Genomic DNA, 14,278 nt, shown 5'->3' with positions numbered 1-14,278 from the left:
ATATATGTTAGCGGAAATCATCACCATAGGCGACGAAATATTGATTGGTCAGATAGTAGATACAAACTCTGCTTGGATGGGTAAGGAGCTGAATAAGATTGGAATTAGTGTAAAACAAATTACTTCAGTTTCTGATGACGCAGCACATATTATACAAGCCTTGGATGAAGCTAAAAAAAGAGCAAACATCATTTTAATAACTGGCGGATTGGGGCCAACAAAGGATGATATTACCAAGCTTACCTTGTCTAAATATTTCAATATGCCTTTGAGAAGAGATGCTGAAACATTGGCTCACGTTGAAGGTCTTTTTGCTAAGCTGAATAGGCCAATGATTGATTTAAATAGGCGACAGGCTGATGTTCCAGATGGCTGTATCGTAATTCAAAATAAAAATGGAACTGCACCCTGTATGTGGTTTGATGTAGATGGAAAAATTATTGTCTCTATGCCAGGTGTTCCCTTTGAGATGATGTATTTAATGGAAGACGAAATTCTTCCTCGCTTACAAAAAGCATTCGAATTACCTTTTATCGTACATAAAACCATTTTAACAATCGGACAAGGAGAATCTTTTTTAGCTCAACAAATAGAAGATTTAGAAGATGCTTTACCGAGTCATATTAAATTAGCTTATTTACCGAAACTTGGTCAGGTGAGGTTGCGATTAAGCGCCATTGGTAATGCTGAAATTGCCTTAAAAACAGAGGTAAATTTATATGCTCAACAAATTATAGAAAGAATTAAAACCTTTGTTGCAGCAGAAGATGACGTGGCTTTAGAAAAAGCAATCTTAGATTTAATGAGGACTAACAGCTTGACACTCTCTACTGCAGAAAGTTGTACAGGTGGATATATTGCTCATTTATTGACACAGCACGCAGGTTCATCTGCGGTTTTTGCTGGTGGTGCAGTTGCTTATTCTTACGATTTAAAGGAATCTATTCTTGGAGTTAAACATCAAACCCTAACTGAATTTGGTGCAGTAAGCGAACAAACTGTAAAAGAAATGGCCGAGGGTGCAATTGACCATTTCAAAACCGATTATGCAATTGCGGTTAGTGGTATTGCTGGGCCAGACGGCGGTATGCCAGGAAAACCCGTTGGCACAGTGTGGATTGCTATCTCATCCAAAAATCAAACTATTGCTAAATTATTCACTTTTAGCAATAAACGAATTCAAAATATAGAACGTTCTGCAACAGCAGCTTTAACCATGCTTTTAAATCTCTTGAAACAAGATTTGAAATAAATAGGTAAAAAGGCGTACTTTTGCGCTCGATTACCAATTATAAACAATCAGACAATATGGCTCAATACGAATTATTGTTACCGAAAATGGGAGAGAGCGTTGCAGAGGCAACCATCATTAAATGGAATAAACAACCAGGGGATATGATTCAACTGGATGATACTATTTTAGAGATTGCAACCGATAAGGTAGATTCTGAAGTTCCATCTCCTGTGGCTGGTAAATTGGTGAAACAACTTTTTGCAACTGATGACGTTGTTCAAGTTGGTGCTGTGATTGCAATAATTGAAACAGATGGTAATGTAGAAAGTACGCCTGTTTTTGAAAAGCCAACAGTTGAAGAAACTACTTCGGTAAGTGCGCCAGTAGAAAGTATTCCTGGTGCCGAACAATTACCACAAGATAATCAAACAGCTGCTCAATCAATTGATTTCGCAGCCTCAGAGCGATTTTATTCGCCTTTGGTGAAAAGCATTGCTGCTCAAGAAAATATTTCGCTAGCCCAACTAGATCAAATTCAAGGAAGTGGTGCTGAAGGTCGTTTAACAAAGGACGATTTATTAAATTATATACAAAGTAAAAATAGTGGTGCTCCAGAGAAGGTAATTCAAGTTGCAACGCAAGCTCCACCACCAGTTCAAGCTACAAAAACAGAAGTTCCTAAATCTCAACCAGTAACTTCGGTTAGTGGTGGCGATGAGATTATTGAAATGGATAGAATGCGTAAACTGATTGCTGAGCATATGGTGATGAGTAAGCAAACTTCTCCACACGTTACTTCTTTTGTTGAAGCCGATGTGACTAATATGGTAAAGTGGAGAGATAAGGTAAAAAAAGCATTTGAGCAGCGTGAGAATGAAAAAATAACTTTTACCCCAATATTTATCGAAGCGGTTAGTAGAGCGATAAAAGATTTCCCGATGATTAATGTAACTGTAAATGGCACGCAAATCATTAAAAAAAGAGATATTAATATTGGTATGGCAGCAGCTTTGCCAAGTGGAAATCTAATTGTCCCTGTTATTAAAAATGCCGACCAGTTAAATTTAGTGGGTTTAACAAAAGCAGTTAACGATTTAGCTTCTCGTGCTCGTAATTCGAAATTAAAACCAGACGAAACTCAAAACGGTACTTTCACATTAACCAATGTTGGTTCTTTTGGAAACGTAATGGGAACCCCAATTATTAATCAACCTCAAGTTGCTATTTTAGCCGTTGGTGCTATTAAAAAGAAACCTGCAGTTCTAGAAACAGAATTTGGTGATGTGATAGCTATTCGTCACATGATGTTTCTTTCGCTTTCTTATGACCATAGAGTTGTTGATGGTGCTTTGGGAGGTTCTTTTGTTCGCCGAGTGGCAGATTATTTAGAAAACTGGGATATCAATAGAGAGATTAGTTAGTTTATTAGCCATTGGTTCATTAGTTCAATGGACTACTTTCAAGAAATAATCGTAAGGTCTGTAAATCACAGACCTTTTTATTTTTACATTCTGAACACAGTGAAAAATATCTTCTTCAAAACTACACAGAGATTCTTCGTTGCACTCAGAATGACAATAACCTAGATAGCAAAAGCCCCGATGGATGAAATCGAGGCAATTTGCAATCAAAACAAAACAAAATAATTTTTAGTTTACTAGCACGCCTTCTTCGGCGATGGCAGCAATATCTTGTTGACTGTAAGTTAACTTGCCAGTCTGTGCGATAAACACATCTTTATTTAAAAGTAGATCTCTATTTTCTATAAGGCTCTTTAAACTCACGCTTCCAATTACATATTTATAATCGTTGCGAGAGAATCGCTCTGAGATATTTTCAACTTGTAATTTCTCTACTGTGTACTCGTGAACGTAACGTAAATAAACTTCAATGCTAACTTTATCCGTATGAATTAGACCGTTTTGTTGATGGTATTTTTTATACTCGTAACGATACTCATAACGCAAAGCTGCAATATCTGAAAGTACGGCTGCACCAGTTGGATGACCGCCTGCACCTTTACCAAAGAAAAATTGTTTATCTGCAAAAGCAGCTTGAACAGTTACGCCATTGTATTCATTTTCAACATTGTAAAGGAAATCATCAGCCTTAACAAATTTTGGAAGCACAAAAGTTACAACCTGTTTAGTGCTAATTTTTCTTGCTGTTGGCACCAATTTTATCTTGAAGTTTTTCTCTCTAGCATATTGAATATCAGCATCAGAAATATTTTGAATACCAACATTTAATATCTTATCTGGATTAATAAATAAGCCATAAGCGTGAGCGGTAGCTATTGTTAATTTAAACTTAGGGTCATAACCTCCAACGTCTAAAATTGGGTCAGTTTCTGCAAAACCTAAATCTTGCGCTTGTTTTAAAGCAGTAGAGTAAGCCAAACCTTCATTAAATATTTTAGATAAAATATAATTTGATGAACCATTGAAAATTCCACTAATTCCATGTAAAAGTTCATTATCATAATACTCCTCTAGGTTTCTGATAATTGGAATACTTCCGCAAACAGCACCTTCATAAAGTAAAGATGTTCCATTATCTGCTTGTAGTTGAACTAACTCTGCTAAATGTAAGGCAATCATTTTTTTGTTGGCAGATACTACATTTTTGCCATTACTTAATGCCGTTTTAGCAATTCTAAAAGCTGCATCAGCATCATCAATTAATTCTACAATTGTATTTATTTCTGGGTCATTTAAAATCTCTTCGTGAGAAGTAGTAAAAAGATGTGCATCTAAACTGCGTTTCTTTTCAGGGTTTTTAATAGCTATTTTAACAATCTCTAAATTAAGGTTTTGCCCGCGAATAATGTCGTGTAATCCTTGTCCAACCACCCCAAATCCAAATAATCCTATTTTAAGTTTCTTGCTCATTTTTTTGTTCGTTATTCGTTATTCGTACTTCGTTATTGCTTGAAACGCACAACGATGGACGAGAAACGATCTAAGCTGTTCTGTTTAATTTTATAATTTTCTTGTTTGCACTCTCTTTTAAAAAGGTGCCTATAATGTTTGTCAGTTTATCAGTTTCAATCAAAAAACCATCATGGCCATAAGCGCAACTGATACTGCTAAATTGTGCGCCATTAATATTTTTAGCCAAATATTGTTGTTCAACTATAGGAAAAAGAACATCGTTTTCTATCCCAACAACTAAGGTGTTGGCTTTCACTTCATCTAACGCTGCTGCAATACTTTTTCTACCACGACCAACATTGTGACTATCCATCGCTTTGCTTAAATACCAGTAGCTGTATGCATTGAAGCGTTTACATAATTTCTCACCTTGATAATTTTGGTAAGATGCAGCTCTATAACCAGTAGTTTTATCGTTAACACTTTCTAATTGCGTATCTGCGTATGCCTGATAAGTGCGATAAGACAATAAAGCGATGCTACGGGCTACTTTTAAACCTTTTAATCCGCCAGTTGGCTGGTTTGCGTAAAATGTTCTATCTGCGCTAATTGCCAAACGTTGACTTTCGTTAAAAGCTATTCCCCATGGAGAATGTACAGCATTTGTAGCCACTAAAACCAAGTTTTCTATAGTTTGAGTTTTAGATAATGACCATTCTAAAGCCTGTTGTCCACCTAAGGAACCACCAATTAAAACTTTTACAGTATCTATTCCTAAATGATTAGCTAATAAATGATGTGCTGAAGCTAAATCTCTAATGGTAAATTCTGGAAAAGATAAATAATACGGTTGACCTGTTATTGGATTTTCACTTAACGGATTTGTTGTCCCATAGTTTGAACCTAAAATGTTAGCGCAAACTATAAAGTGCTCATTAGGATTAAATAATGCATTGTTTCCAAATAATCCTTCCCACCAATCTAACACATCAGCATTTGCTGTAAGTGCGTGGCAAGCCCAAACCACATTATCTTTATTAGCATTTAATTTGCCAAAAGTTTGATAAGCAATTTCTAGAGTGCGTAGTTTCTTTCCGCTTTCTAATTTGAAGATTTTTGGATATTTATATGTTGATTGTGTGCTCATTACTCAGTATTACGCTAATTCTTGTTCTTGTATGTTAATTTTTGCAAAAGCTTGTTCAAAATCTGCTTTGATATCGTCAATATGCTCGATGCCAACTGAAACTCTTAATTGATTTGGCGTTACTCCAGCTGCAATTTGTTCATCAATGCTTAATTGTTGATGTGTAGTTGCTGCAGGCTGGATAATTAAGGTTTTCGCATCGCCTACATTCGCCAAATGGCTAACTAATTTTAAGTTATCAACTAAAGCAATTGCATTTTCTTTGTCGCCTTTTAATTCAAATGAAAGTACCCCACCAAAACCATTACTTAAATATTTTTTTGCGTTGGCGTGGTAAGGACTGCTTTCTAATCCTGGGTAATTTACCTTAGCAACTGCTGGATGATTTTCTAACCATTTGGCCAATGCCAATGCATTATCTACATGGCGCTGAACGCGAAGAGATAAAGTTTCTAATCCTTGGATTAATAAAAATGAGTTAAATGGAGAAAGGGCAGGGCCGAAGTCTCTTAAACCTTCTACACGAGCACGGATAATAAATTGAATGTTTCCAAAAGGTCCACCTTCACCAAATACATCGCTGAAAACTAAACCGTGGTAACCTTCTGATGGTTCTGTAAATTGAGAAAATTTACCATTTGCCCAATTGTAATTACCACCATCAACAATTACCCCACCAATACTTGTACCGTGACCACCAATCCACTTTGTGGCAGATTGGACAACGATGTGTGCACCATGTTCTAATGGTCTAAATAAGTAGCCAGCAGCACCGAAAGTATTGTCTACTATTAAAGGTAAATCGTGTTTTTTTGCAATAGCAGCTATTTGTTCAAAATCTATAATACTAAATGCAGGATTACCAATGGTTTCTAGATAGATTGCTTTTGTTTGCTCATCAATTTTTGCTTCAAAATCTGAAGGGTCATCGCCATTGGCAAATTTTGTTTCTATGCCTAAACGTTTAAATGCAACTTTAAATTGGTTATAAGAACCACCATATAAATGGCTTGATGCAACAAAATTATCGCCTGCCTGCAAAATGTTGTTTAGGGCAATAAATTGAGCAGCTTGTCCAGAACCAACTGCTAATGCCGCCACGCCACCTTCTAAAGCTGCAATTCTTTTCTCGAATACATCAGTTGTAGGATTCATTAAACGAGTATATATGTTCCCAAATTCCTTTAAGGCAAATAAATTTGCGCCATGTTCAGAATTTTTAAAAGCATAGGATGTGGTTTGATAGATAGGAACAGCTCTTGAGCCAGTTGTTGGGTCTATTTCTTGGCCAGCGTGCAATTGTAGTGTTTCGAATTTATGAGTAGTTGACATGGTTTCTAAATTAATTGTAATTGAATTTGATTCTATAATTGGGCGTATCCCGTGTTTTCGGGACCTTCCGGATTGAAAGACAAAAAGGAAGATTTTAAATTAGTACATGCAACAGCACATACAATTCATCAGCTGTGAATTACAACGAATTTGATTTACAATAGTAGAAACTGAACCTTGAGGTTTTAAGTTAAGATTTTCGCTTTGCGAAATTGAATTTAATGTTTTCATCTTTCTTAATTTATATTTCCAAACAACACCATGTCGAATGGTCAGGAATTGGCACCTTCTCCGTTAGGGAGGGTTGCCAGTGGGTCAAAGAGCCTGTCTCTCGCCACTTCTTTATAAATCAAAACCTAAACGGTGTTGACTTTAATCTAGCTTTCGCCAAATCATATTCCAAAAGTAGAGTTTTTTTCAATTAAATACAAAATTTAATTCTGACTAATTTTTAATATATTGTTTTTCAGCTATTTACTTTGAGAATTTAAATTTGGATAAGTTATTAAGACTTTTAAGATATCAAAATATATTGAATACAAATAAAGTATACTAACTTTGTAGAGTAAATAAATTTATATCCATTGGAAGCCAAATTACTAGATAGTATCATTTTTCGTCAAAATCAACAGCAGGTAGTGCCCTCAAATCAAGCCATCGCCAGTTGGGCAAATAATTTGCTCAATCTGCTTTTTCCAGAGCGAGGATCGTCCAGTAATTATACGGTTGAGATATTAAAAGGAGTATTTTTTGAGCTTAAAGAAGAACTTCAACTGATATTGAAATCAACTAAAGCTTGCAACAAGAATCACTATAAAGAGATTGCAGATACTTTTTTTGAACGCCTGCCGGAAATTTATCGGAAGTTAAATACAGACCTTTCTGCACTTGTTGATGGCGACCCAGCTGCACAAAGTGAATTCGAAATCATTAGATGTTATCCTGGTTTTTTTGCTACTGCAATGTATCGCTTTGCCCATGAGTTATATTTATTGGAAGTGCCTTACATCCCGCGAATTATTACAGAATACGCACATACGATAACGGGCATAGATATTCATCCGGCAGCGAAAATTGGTGAATATCTGTACATTGACCATGGAACTGGCTTAGTAATTGGTGAAACTACAGAGATAGGTCATCATGTAAAACTTTATCAAGGGGTAACTTTGGGTGCATTAAGTGTTGATAAATCTAAAGGTAACACCAAAAGACATCCAACTATTGGTAACTATGTGATTATTTATTCTGGTGCTACCATTTTAGGAGGTTTAACTGTTATTGGTGATTATAGTTTAATTGGCGGAAACGTGTGGTTAACAGTAAGTGTTCCAGAAAATTCTACAGTTTATCATCAAGCTGAAATTAAAATTAAGTAAACATGAAAACAATTATAGATTGCATAGGCAATACACCATTAGCAGAAATATGCTATTTAAATCCCAATCCAAACGTAAAAATTTACGCAAAGCTAGAAGGAAATAACCCTGGTGGAAGTGTTAAAGATAGGGCAGCCTTAAATATGATTCGCAGTGCGATGGAACGTGGCGAAGTTAATAAAAACACTAAATTGATAGAAGCTACTAGTGGAAATACAGGTATCGCGTTAGCTATGATTGCCTCTATTTATGGTATTGAAATAGAACTGGTAATGCCAGCTAGTTCTACCAAAGAGCGAACTTTAACCATGGAGGCTTTTGGTGCTAAGGTTACTTTGCTCGAATCTATTGAAGTATGTAGGGATTATGCCGAAGAAAAAGGAAGCCAAAAAGGTTATTTTCTGCTAAATCAATTTGCCAACCCTGATAACTATTTGGCACATTACAAAACAACTGGTCCCGAGATTTGGAGCGATACTAATGGCGGAATCACGCATTTTGTTAGTAGTATGGGTACCACTGGCAGTATCATGGGTAATTCTAGGTACTTAAAAGAAAAAAATTCCGACATTCAAATTGTGGGTTGTCAGCCTACGGAAGATTCATCTATTCCTGGTATTCGCCGCTGGCCGATTGAATATTTGCCTAAAATTTATGAACCACAACGTGTTGATCGAATTATGGATGTTTCTCAGCAACATGCCGTCAAATCAGCTAGAGATTTAGCAAAAAAAGAAGGCATTTTTGCAGGTATGAGTAGTGGGGGCGCTTTGCATTGCGCATTGCAGTTAGCGCAAGAGATAGAAAGTGGTTTGATTGTATTTATAGCATGCGATAGAGGAGACCGCTATTTGAGCAGTGATTTGTTTGGATAACTATAAAATAGGTTCGGTAAATTGAATGATATTTCTACCGAACCTACGTTATTTCTTACACTTGCTACGCATTTAAAGCTTGCTCCAAATCTGCAATTAAATCATCTATATGCTCTAAGCCAACAGAAATTCGAATTAAATTTTGTGGAGTTTTGGAGTCCGGTCCTTCTACAGATGCTCTATGTTCTATCAAGCTTTCTACACCTCCTAAACTTGTAGCTTGTGCAAATATTTTCACGCTATTTACTACTTTCCGGGCAGCTGTTGCATCACCTTTAACCAAGATAGAAAGCATTCCGCCAAAATCTTTCATTTGTTTTTTGGCAATCTCATATTGAGCGTGAGATTTTAAACCTGGATAATAAACAGCCTCAACTTTAGGATGAGTTTCTAAGTATACTGCTAATTTTATGGCGTTTTCGCAATGACCTTTAATTCTATATGCTAAAGTTTTAATGCTTCTTAATAACAGGAAACAATCAAAGGGAGAAGGAACTGCGCCACCAGTTTGCTGAACATTTATAATCCTTTCCCAAAATTCATTCTTTTTGGCGGTTGTTAATGAACCTCCTAAAACATCGCTATGGCCGCCAATATACTTAGTGGTCGAGTGCATTACAATATCTGCTCCTAATTTTATCGGGTTTTGAAGAATAGGAGAGGCAAAAGTACTATCTACAGTAAGCATCAAATTATGTTTTTTACAGAGCTTGGCTAATGCTTTGATATCTGTAATTTTTAGTAGTGGATTTGAGGGTGTTTCTGCCCAAATCATTGCTGTATCTGATTTAACAAAACTTTCTATTTCAGCTAAATCTGTTAAATCAATAAAATCGAAAGTTAAGCTATCTTGAAAAATGGTTAGTAATTGCTTTTTTAACCCCCAATACATATCATCAGGACAAATGATGTGACTGCCAACTTTTAAAGCCTGAAAAACAGTCATTCCTGCAGTATTGCCAGATGAAAATGCACAAGTGTCTTCTCCAAATTCTAATTCGGTAATTACTTTCTCTAACGCAGAACGATTTGGATTACTAACCCTGCTATACATGTGTCCGCCCGGATAACCACCATCTTCACCTCTTAAAAAAGTGGTCGATAAACTAATAGGCATGGTTACATCGCCTGTGGCACTTTTAACTAAATTTAGAGCATGTATGGCAGTAGTTTCTGGTTTCATTTTGTACGGGATTAAGAAAATATGATAACAAAGCTAAATTTTTATATGCCTAAATTTTAATCTTGGCAAGATTTATGTAATTAGCTTAATCAAAAAACAAGTATATGAAAAGAATATTTTTAATAGCAGCCTTAATTTGTAGTTCTATAATAGTGTTACAAAGCTGCTCTCCGAAAACTACAGCCGCAGGTGCTGTTTCAGCGAAAAGAGGTGATGTAACGGGTAATTGGGTAGTAAACAATATTACTTTTGAAGGAATTCCTGATATAGCGATTAAATCTTTTTTAGGGGAAAGTTCTTATAAGTGTTTTATTGGCAGTACTTGGAGTTTAACCAATAGTGGTAATGGAAGTTACAGTTTGCCAGCAAGTTCTACTTGTGCTGCAAAAACACAAGCAATATTTTGGTCTGTAAGCCCAGCTGATGGAACTTTTCAGTATAAACAAATATTTGAAGGCGATAAAGCAAAAAATGTAACTTCAGGTTATCGTTTAGCCTTAGCATCTGCTGATGATAACATGATGGTGATTAAATCTCCAATTGAATACGGTGGTAGAACTGCTTATGTGGTTTTAAATTTTACAAAAGCAGCAAAGTAATTAATATAAATTTGTCTCGATAAGAAAGCCTCAATGAAAATTGGGGCTTTTATTGTTTCTAAATAAGCCATTTTTACAACAAAATGATGTTCAATTAGGGCAATGTTGTACTTTTGCCTAAACATAAAAAGAATTACTGTGCAGGCTTTAGACATTCTTATTCAAAACCCAAATCTTTCTACTCCCTTAAAGGATATTGCGCAAAAAGTTCAAGACCATCAACGAATTACTTTTGATGAAGGTGTTTATTTATATGAACATGCTGAGCTTGGCTATTTAGGAGTTTTAGCCAATTTTATTAGAGAAGAAAAGCATGGCGATAAAACTTATTTCAATAGGAATTTCCATTTAGAACCAACAAACCTTTGTGTTTACGACTGTAAATTCTGTTCTTATTCTCGTTTAATTAAGCAAAAGGAAGAAGGATGGGCGTTGACAATGGAAGAAATGCTTGATATCGTAAAAAAATACGATAATGAGCCCGTTACAGAAGTTCACATTGTTGGTGGTGTTTTGCCACAGTACGATGTTGCTTTTTATTCGGCTTTATTTACTGCAATTAAAAAACACAGACCAGATTTACATGTTAAAGCTTTAACACCAGTTGAGTATCATTATATCTTTAAAAAAGCTAAAATTGATTACTCAACTGGAATGAAATTAATGAAGGAAGCTGGCTTGGAATCAATTCCAGGTGGTGGGGCTGAAATTTTTCATCCAGAAATTAGAGAGCAGATTGCCAAGGATAAATGTACCGCAGAGCAATGGTTGGCGATACACGAAGAGTGGCATAAATTAGGAATGCGTTCTAATGCAACAATGTTGTACGGCCATATAGAAAAATTTGAGCACCGTGTAGACCACATGGAGCAATTACGCCAATTGCAAGACAGAACAAAGGGCTTCCAGACTTTTATTCCTTTAAAGTTCAGAAATCAGCATAACCAGATGAGTAATGTACCTGAGGTTTCTGTTATTGAAGACTTAAGGAATTATGCCATTGCGAGGATTTATATGGACAATTTTGACCACATAAAGGCTTACTGGGCTATGATTAGTAGAGAAACTGCTCAAATGTCCTTAAACTTTGGGGTTGATGATATTGATGGAACTTTAGATGATACCACTAAAATCTATTCAATGGCAGGTGCCGAGGAGCAAAACCCAGCAATGAGTACTAAAGAATTGGTTAATTTAATTAAGCAAGTTGGTCGCAAACCTATTGAAAGAGATACTTTGTACAATGTGGTTACTGATTTTACTAATGTTGTTTTTGAAGATGATGTTAAACCACAATACTATAAATTGCCAGTAATAAATTAGGTCGAAATGTTTTAAGGTTTGAATGTTGAAATGTTCAAATAGCTTAACTATCGCACAATGAACTAATGAACCAATGACTAAGGAAATATACATTATCCGCCACGGCGAAACAGAATTAAACAGGTTAGGAATAGTACAAGGAAGAGGAGTCGATAGCGACTTAAACGATACTGGAAGAGCTCAAGCTGAAGCTTTTTACAATCGTTATAAGGACATCCAATTTGATAAAATATATACTTCTGCCTTAAAAAGAACACATCAAACGGTTCAACAATTTATTGATTTAGGGTTACCTTGGGAGCAACACGAAGGCATAGACGAATTAGCTTGGGGATTATGGGAAGGGCAACCAAATACACCAGAAGCAAGACACGCATTTTTAGAGATTGTAGAGAAATGGCAAGGTGGTAATTATGAAGCCAAGTTTGAAGGTGGTGAAAGTCCGAATGATGTGATGTTGAGGATGCACGAAACCATTGAATTGATAAAAAGCAGAACGGAAGAAAAAAGAATTTTGGTTTGTATGCATGGCAGGGCAATGCGTTTATTGTTGTGTATGCTACTTAAAAAGCCTTTTTCAGAAATGGGTGATTTCCCACATCAAAATACCACACTTTATAAAATGGAATATGCCGATGGGCATTTTTCAGTAATCGATTTTAATAATACAGACCATTTAAAAGATTAACTACATACCATATTTCTTAGGTTTTCTAAGGTTTCTTTGGTGGTAAAAAGAATAAATCAACAAGTGAATAAAATAAAAATATCAGCCGTTTCCTATACCAACACCAAACCATTTATCTACGGAATAGAAAGAAATGAAATTATAAATCAAATAGATTTAAGTTTAGATATTCCTTCAGATTGTGCTGCTAAACTAATTAATAACCAAGTTGATATAGGTTTAATACCAGTTGCTGCAATTCCTTTTGTACCAAATGCAAACATAATTGGTTCTTATTGTATTGGTTCAGTGGGAGCAGTAAACTCTGTATTTATTTTTTCTAAAGTTCCAGTATCTGAAATAAAAACTTTAAAACTCGATTTGCAATCTAGAACATCGAACAATTTAGCCAAAGTTTTATTGAAATTTTATTTCAAGATTGATGTAGAATTTGTAACAGATGATGTTATTGATACTGATGCCATTGTTTTAATTGGAGATAGAACTTTTGGGCGCAAAGCTGATTTTGCCTATGCATACGATATGGGTGAGGAGTGGATGAAATTTACAGGATTACCATTTGTGTATGCGGCTTGGGTAGCCAATAAAGAAATTCCATTAAACTTTGTTAAAGAATTTGACAAAGCTTTAAAGTTTGGTTTAGCACACAGAAAGGAAGTTTTAAAGGAGTTAAAATCCATACCAAATTTCGATTTAGATGATTATTTGTTAAACAAATTAAACTTTGAATTGACTACTGATAAAAGAAAAGCACTAAATTTATTTCTGAATTATATAGAACAATTGTAAAAGGTATCTACTATACTTGTTACGTCATATAATATAAGTTAATTTGTTTATTGTTTTGATGTTATGCAAGAGGACTTTGAAAAAATAGTACGCATTTTTAGCATTTCTACGATTAGGTACATCCTTTTCGCAGGCATCCCATTTGTGTTGTATTATGTTATTTCGAGCTCAAAATCCCACAAAGCTAAAATTCAAGGTAAACTAGCAAATAAGCAAGATTATAAAAGAGAGCTAGCTTATTCGCTTCAAATGATATTTGTAACTACACTAATAGGTTATTTCATTTTATTTACACCATTTACTGCCTATACAAAAATATATCAGGATGTGAATGAATATCCTATTTGGTGGATATCCATAAGTGTGTTTATTTGTTTAATCATTCATGATACTTATTTCTATTGGATGCATCGACTGCTGCACCATCCAAAAATATTCATGTTAGTACATTTGGTTCATCATAAATCAACAAATCCATCACCGTTTACTTCCTATTCTTTTAGTTTATTGGAAACCATTGCTGAAAATGCGGTGATTATTTTAATTGTTTTGTTTTTGCCAATGCACAAGTTGGGGATTATTCTTTTTGTTTTGGTGGGTTTTATCATCAACGTGTATGGTCATTTAGGTTATGAAACTGCACCTAAATGGCTTAGGAACTCTTTTTTATTCGAGATTATTAATACATCTGTCTACCATAATTTACATCACAGTAAGTTTAAAGGAAATTATGGCTTGTATTTTAGAATTTGGGACAGGATATGTAAGACAGAAAATCCAGATTATATGAAGGAATATGATAGAATTCAAGCCAACAGATTTGGAAAGTAATAGCTATCCTGCTCACTTTTGTCAA

Annotated in this window: 13 protein-coding genes and 1 riboswitch; of the genes, 9 read left to right on the top strand and 4 right to left on the bottom strand. The window is 35.1% G+C overall.

From position 1 onward, the window contains the following. Positions 1-4 precede the first annotated feature (4 nt). Entirely contained in the window at positions 5-1,252 is a 1,248-nt protein-coding gene (locus EZ428_RS14905) for a competence/damage-inducible protein A (protein ID WP_131553959.1), read from the top strand. Positions 1,253-1,308: 56 nt separating this feature from the next. Further along, entirely contained in the window at positions 1,309-2,655 is a 1,347-nt protein-coding gene (locus tag EZ428_RS14900) for a dihydrolipoamide acetyltransferase family protein (protein WP_131553958.1), read from the top strand. Positions 2,656-2,883: 228 nt separating this feature from the next. Here the strand turns inward: EZ428_RS14900 and EZ428_RS14895 are convergent, their stop codons facing one another. From EZ428_RS14895 to EZ428_RS14885, 3 genes are all read right to left on the bottom strand, one after another. Then, positions 2,884-4,125 carry a homoserine dehydrogenase gene (locus tag EZ428_RS14895; RefSeq protein WP_131553957.1) on the bottom strand — a complete coding sequence of 414 codons (1,242 nt, stop codon included), beginning with the start codon at positions 4,123-4,125 and terminating at the stop codon, positions 2,884-2,886. A gap of 70 nt (positions 4,126-4,195) precedes the next feature. Then, a complete protein-coding gene (locus EZ428_RS14890; protein WP_131553956.1) occupies positions 4,196-5,254 on the bottom strand; it encodes a homoserine O-acetyltransferase family protein in 1,059 nt (352 codons plus the stop codon). Between the two features lie 9 nt (positions 5,255-5,263). Further along, entirely contained in the window at positions 5,264-6,586 is a 1,323-nt protein-coding gene (locus EZ428_RS14885; RefSeq protein ID WP_131553955.1) for an O-acetylhomoserine aminocarboxypropyltransferase/cysteine synthase family protein, read from the bottom strand. Between the two features lie 238 nt (positions 6,587-6,824). Next, a riboswitch (SAM riboswitch) is annotated at positions 6,825-6,937 on the bottom strand. 233 nt (positions 6,938-7,170) lie between these two features. Between EZ428_RS14885 and epsC the strand changes: the two genes are divergently transcribed. Further along, positions 7,171-7,965, top strand: a complete 795-nt coding sequence (epsC, locus tag EZ428_RS14880; RefSeq protein ID WP_205945712.1) for a serine O-acetyltransferase EpsC — start codon at positions 7,171-7,173, stop codon at positions 7,963-7,965. Positions 7,966-7,967: 2 nt separating this feature from the next. Beyond that, positions 7,968-8,840 (top strand): cysteine synthase CysM, encoded by an 873-nt coding sequence (gene cysM, locus EZ428_RS14875; RefSeq protein ID WP_131553953.1) that lies wholly within the window; start codon positions 7,968-7,970, stop codon positions 8,838-8,840. 64 nt (positions 8,841-8,904) lie between these two features. Here cysM and EZ428_RS14870 read toward each other — a convergent pair whose 3' ends face one another. Next, positions 8,905-10,023 carry a trans-sulfuration enzyme family protein gene (locus tag EZ428_RS14870; protein ID WP_131553952.1) on the bottom strand — a complete coding sequence of 373 codons (1,119 nt, stop codon included), beginning with the start codon at positions 10,021-10,023 and terminating at the stop codon, positions 8,905-8,907. 104 nt (positions 10,024-10,127) lie between these two features. Between EZ428_RS14870 and EZ428_RS14865 the strand changes: the two genes are divergently transcribed. From EZ428_RS14865 to EZ428_RS14845, 5 genes are all read left to right on the top strand, one after another. Next, on the top strand, positions 10,128-10,622 hold the full coding sequence (locus EZ428_RS14865; protein WP_131553951.1) for a hypothetical protein: 495 nt from the start codon (positions 10,128-10,130) through the stop codon (positions 10,620-10,622). Positions 10,623-10,724: 102 nt separating this feature from the next. Continuing rightward, positions 10,725-11,945 (top strand): aminofutalosine synthase MqnE, encoded by a 1,221-nt coding sequence (mqnE, locus tag EZ428_RS14860; protein ID WP_131553950.1) that lies wholly within the window; start codon positions 10,725-10,727, stop codon positions 11,943-11,945. 73 nt (positions 11,946-12,018) lie between these two features. Next, positions 12,019-12,633 carry a histidine phosphatase family protein gene (locus EZ428_RS14855; RefSeq protein ID WP_131553949.1) on the top strand — a complete coding sequence of 205 codons (615 nt, stop codon included), beginning with the start codon at positions 12,019-12,021 and terminating at the stop codon, positions 12,631-12,633. Positions 12,634-12,696: 63 nt separating this feature from the next. Continuing rightward, positions 12,697-13,422 (top strand): menaquinone biosynthetic enzyme MqnA/MqnD family protein, encoded by a 726-nt coding sequence (locus tag EZ428_RS14850; RefSeq protein WP_131553948.1) that lies wholly within the window; start codon positions 12,697-12,699, stop codon positions 13,420-13,422. Positions 13,423-13,485: 63 nt separating this feature from the next. Beyond that, a complete protein-coding gene (locus tag EZ428_RS14845; RefSeq protein ID WP_131553947.1) occupies positions 13,486-14,253 on the top strand; it encodes a sterol desaturase family protein in 768 nt (255 codons plus the stop codon). Positions 14,254-14,278: the final 25 nt, after the last annotated feature.

This window comes from Pedobacter frigiditerrae (assembly GCF_004331645.1).
Taxonomy (GTDB): domain Bacteria; phylum Bacteroidota; class Bacteroidia; order Sphingobacteriales; family Sphingobacteriaceae; genus Pedobacter; species Pedobacter frigiditerrae.
Note: the sequence above shows the minus strand (reverse complement) of the source record. Positions and strands in the feature narration are given on the sequence as shown.

Bases quoted from the DNA above. Each gene is read 5' to 3' on its own strand.
- EZ428_RS14905 (WP_131553959.1), top strand. From the start codon at position 5: ATGTTAGCGGAAATCATCACCATAGGCGACGAAATATTGATTGGTCAG.
- EZ428_RS14895 (WP_131553957.1), bottom strand. From the start codon at position 4,125: ATGAGCAAGAAACTTAAAATAGGATTATTTGGATTTGGGGTGGTTGGA.
- EZ428_RS14855 (WP_131553949.1), top strand. From the start codon at position 12,019: ATGACTAAGGAAATATACATTATCCGCCACGGCGAAACAGAATTAAAC.
- EZ428_RS14865 (WP_131553951.1), top strand. From the start codon at position 10,128: ATGAAAAGAATATTTTTAATAGCAGCCTTAATTTGTAGTTCTATAATA.
- EZ428_RS14885 (WP_131553955.1), bottom strand. From the start codon at position 6,586: ATGTCAACTACTCATAAATTCGAAACACTACAATTGCACGCTGGCCAA.
- EZ428_RS14845 (WP_131553947.1), top strand. From the start codon at position 13,486: ATGCAAGAGGACTTTGAAAAAATAGTACGCATTTTTAGCATTTCTACG.
- cysM (WP_131553953.1), top strand. From the start codon at position 7,968: ATGAAAACAATTATAGATTGCATAGGCAATACACCATTAGCAGAAATA.
- mqnE (WP_131553950.1), top strand. From the start codon at position 10,725: ATGTTGTACTTTTGCCTAAACATAAAAAGAATTACTGTGCAGGCTTTA.
- EZ428_RS14870 (WP_131553952.1), bottom strand. From the start codon at position 10,023: ATGAAACCAGAAACTACTGCCATACATGCTCTAAATTTAGTTAAAAGT.
- EZ428_RS14890 (WP_131553956.1), bottom strand. From the start codon at position 5,254: ATGAGCACACAATCAACATATAAATATCCAAAAATCTTCAAATTAGAA.
- EZ428_RS14900 (WP_131553958.1), top strand. From the start codon at position 1,309: ATGGCTCAATACGAATTATTGTTACCGAAAATGGGAGAGAGCGTTGCA.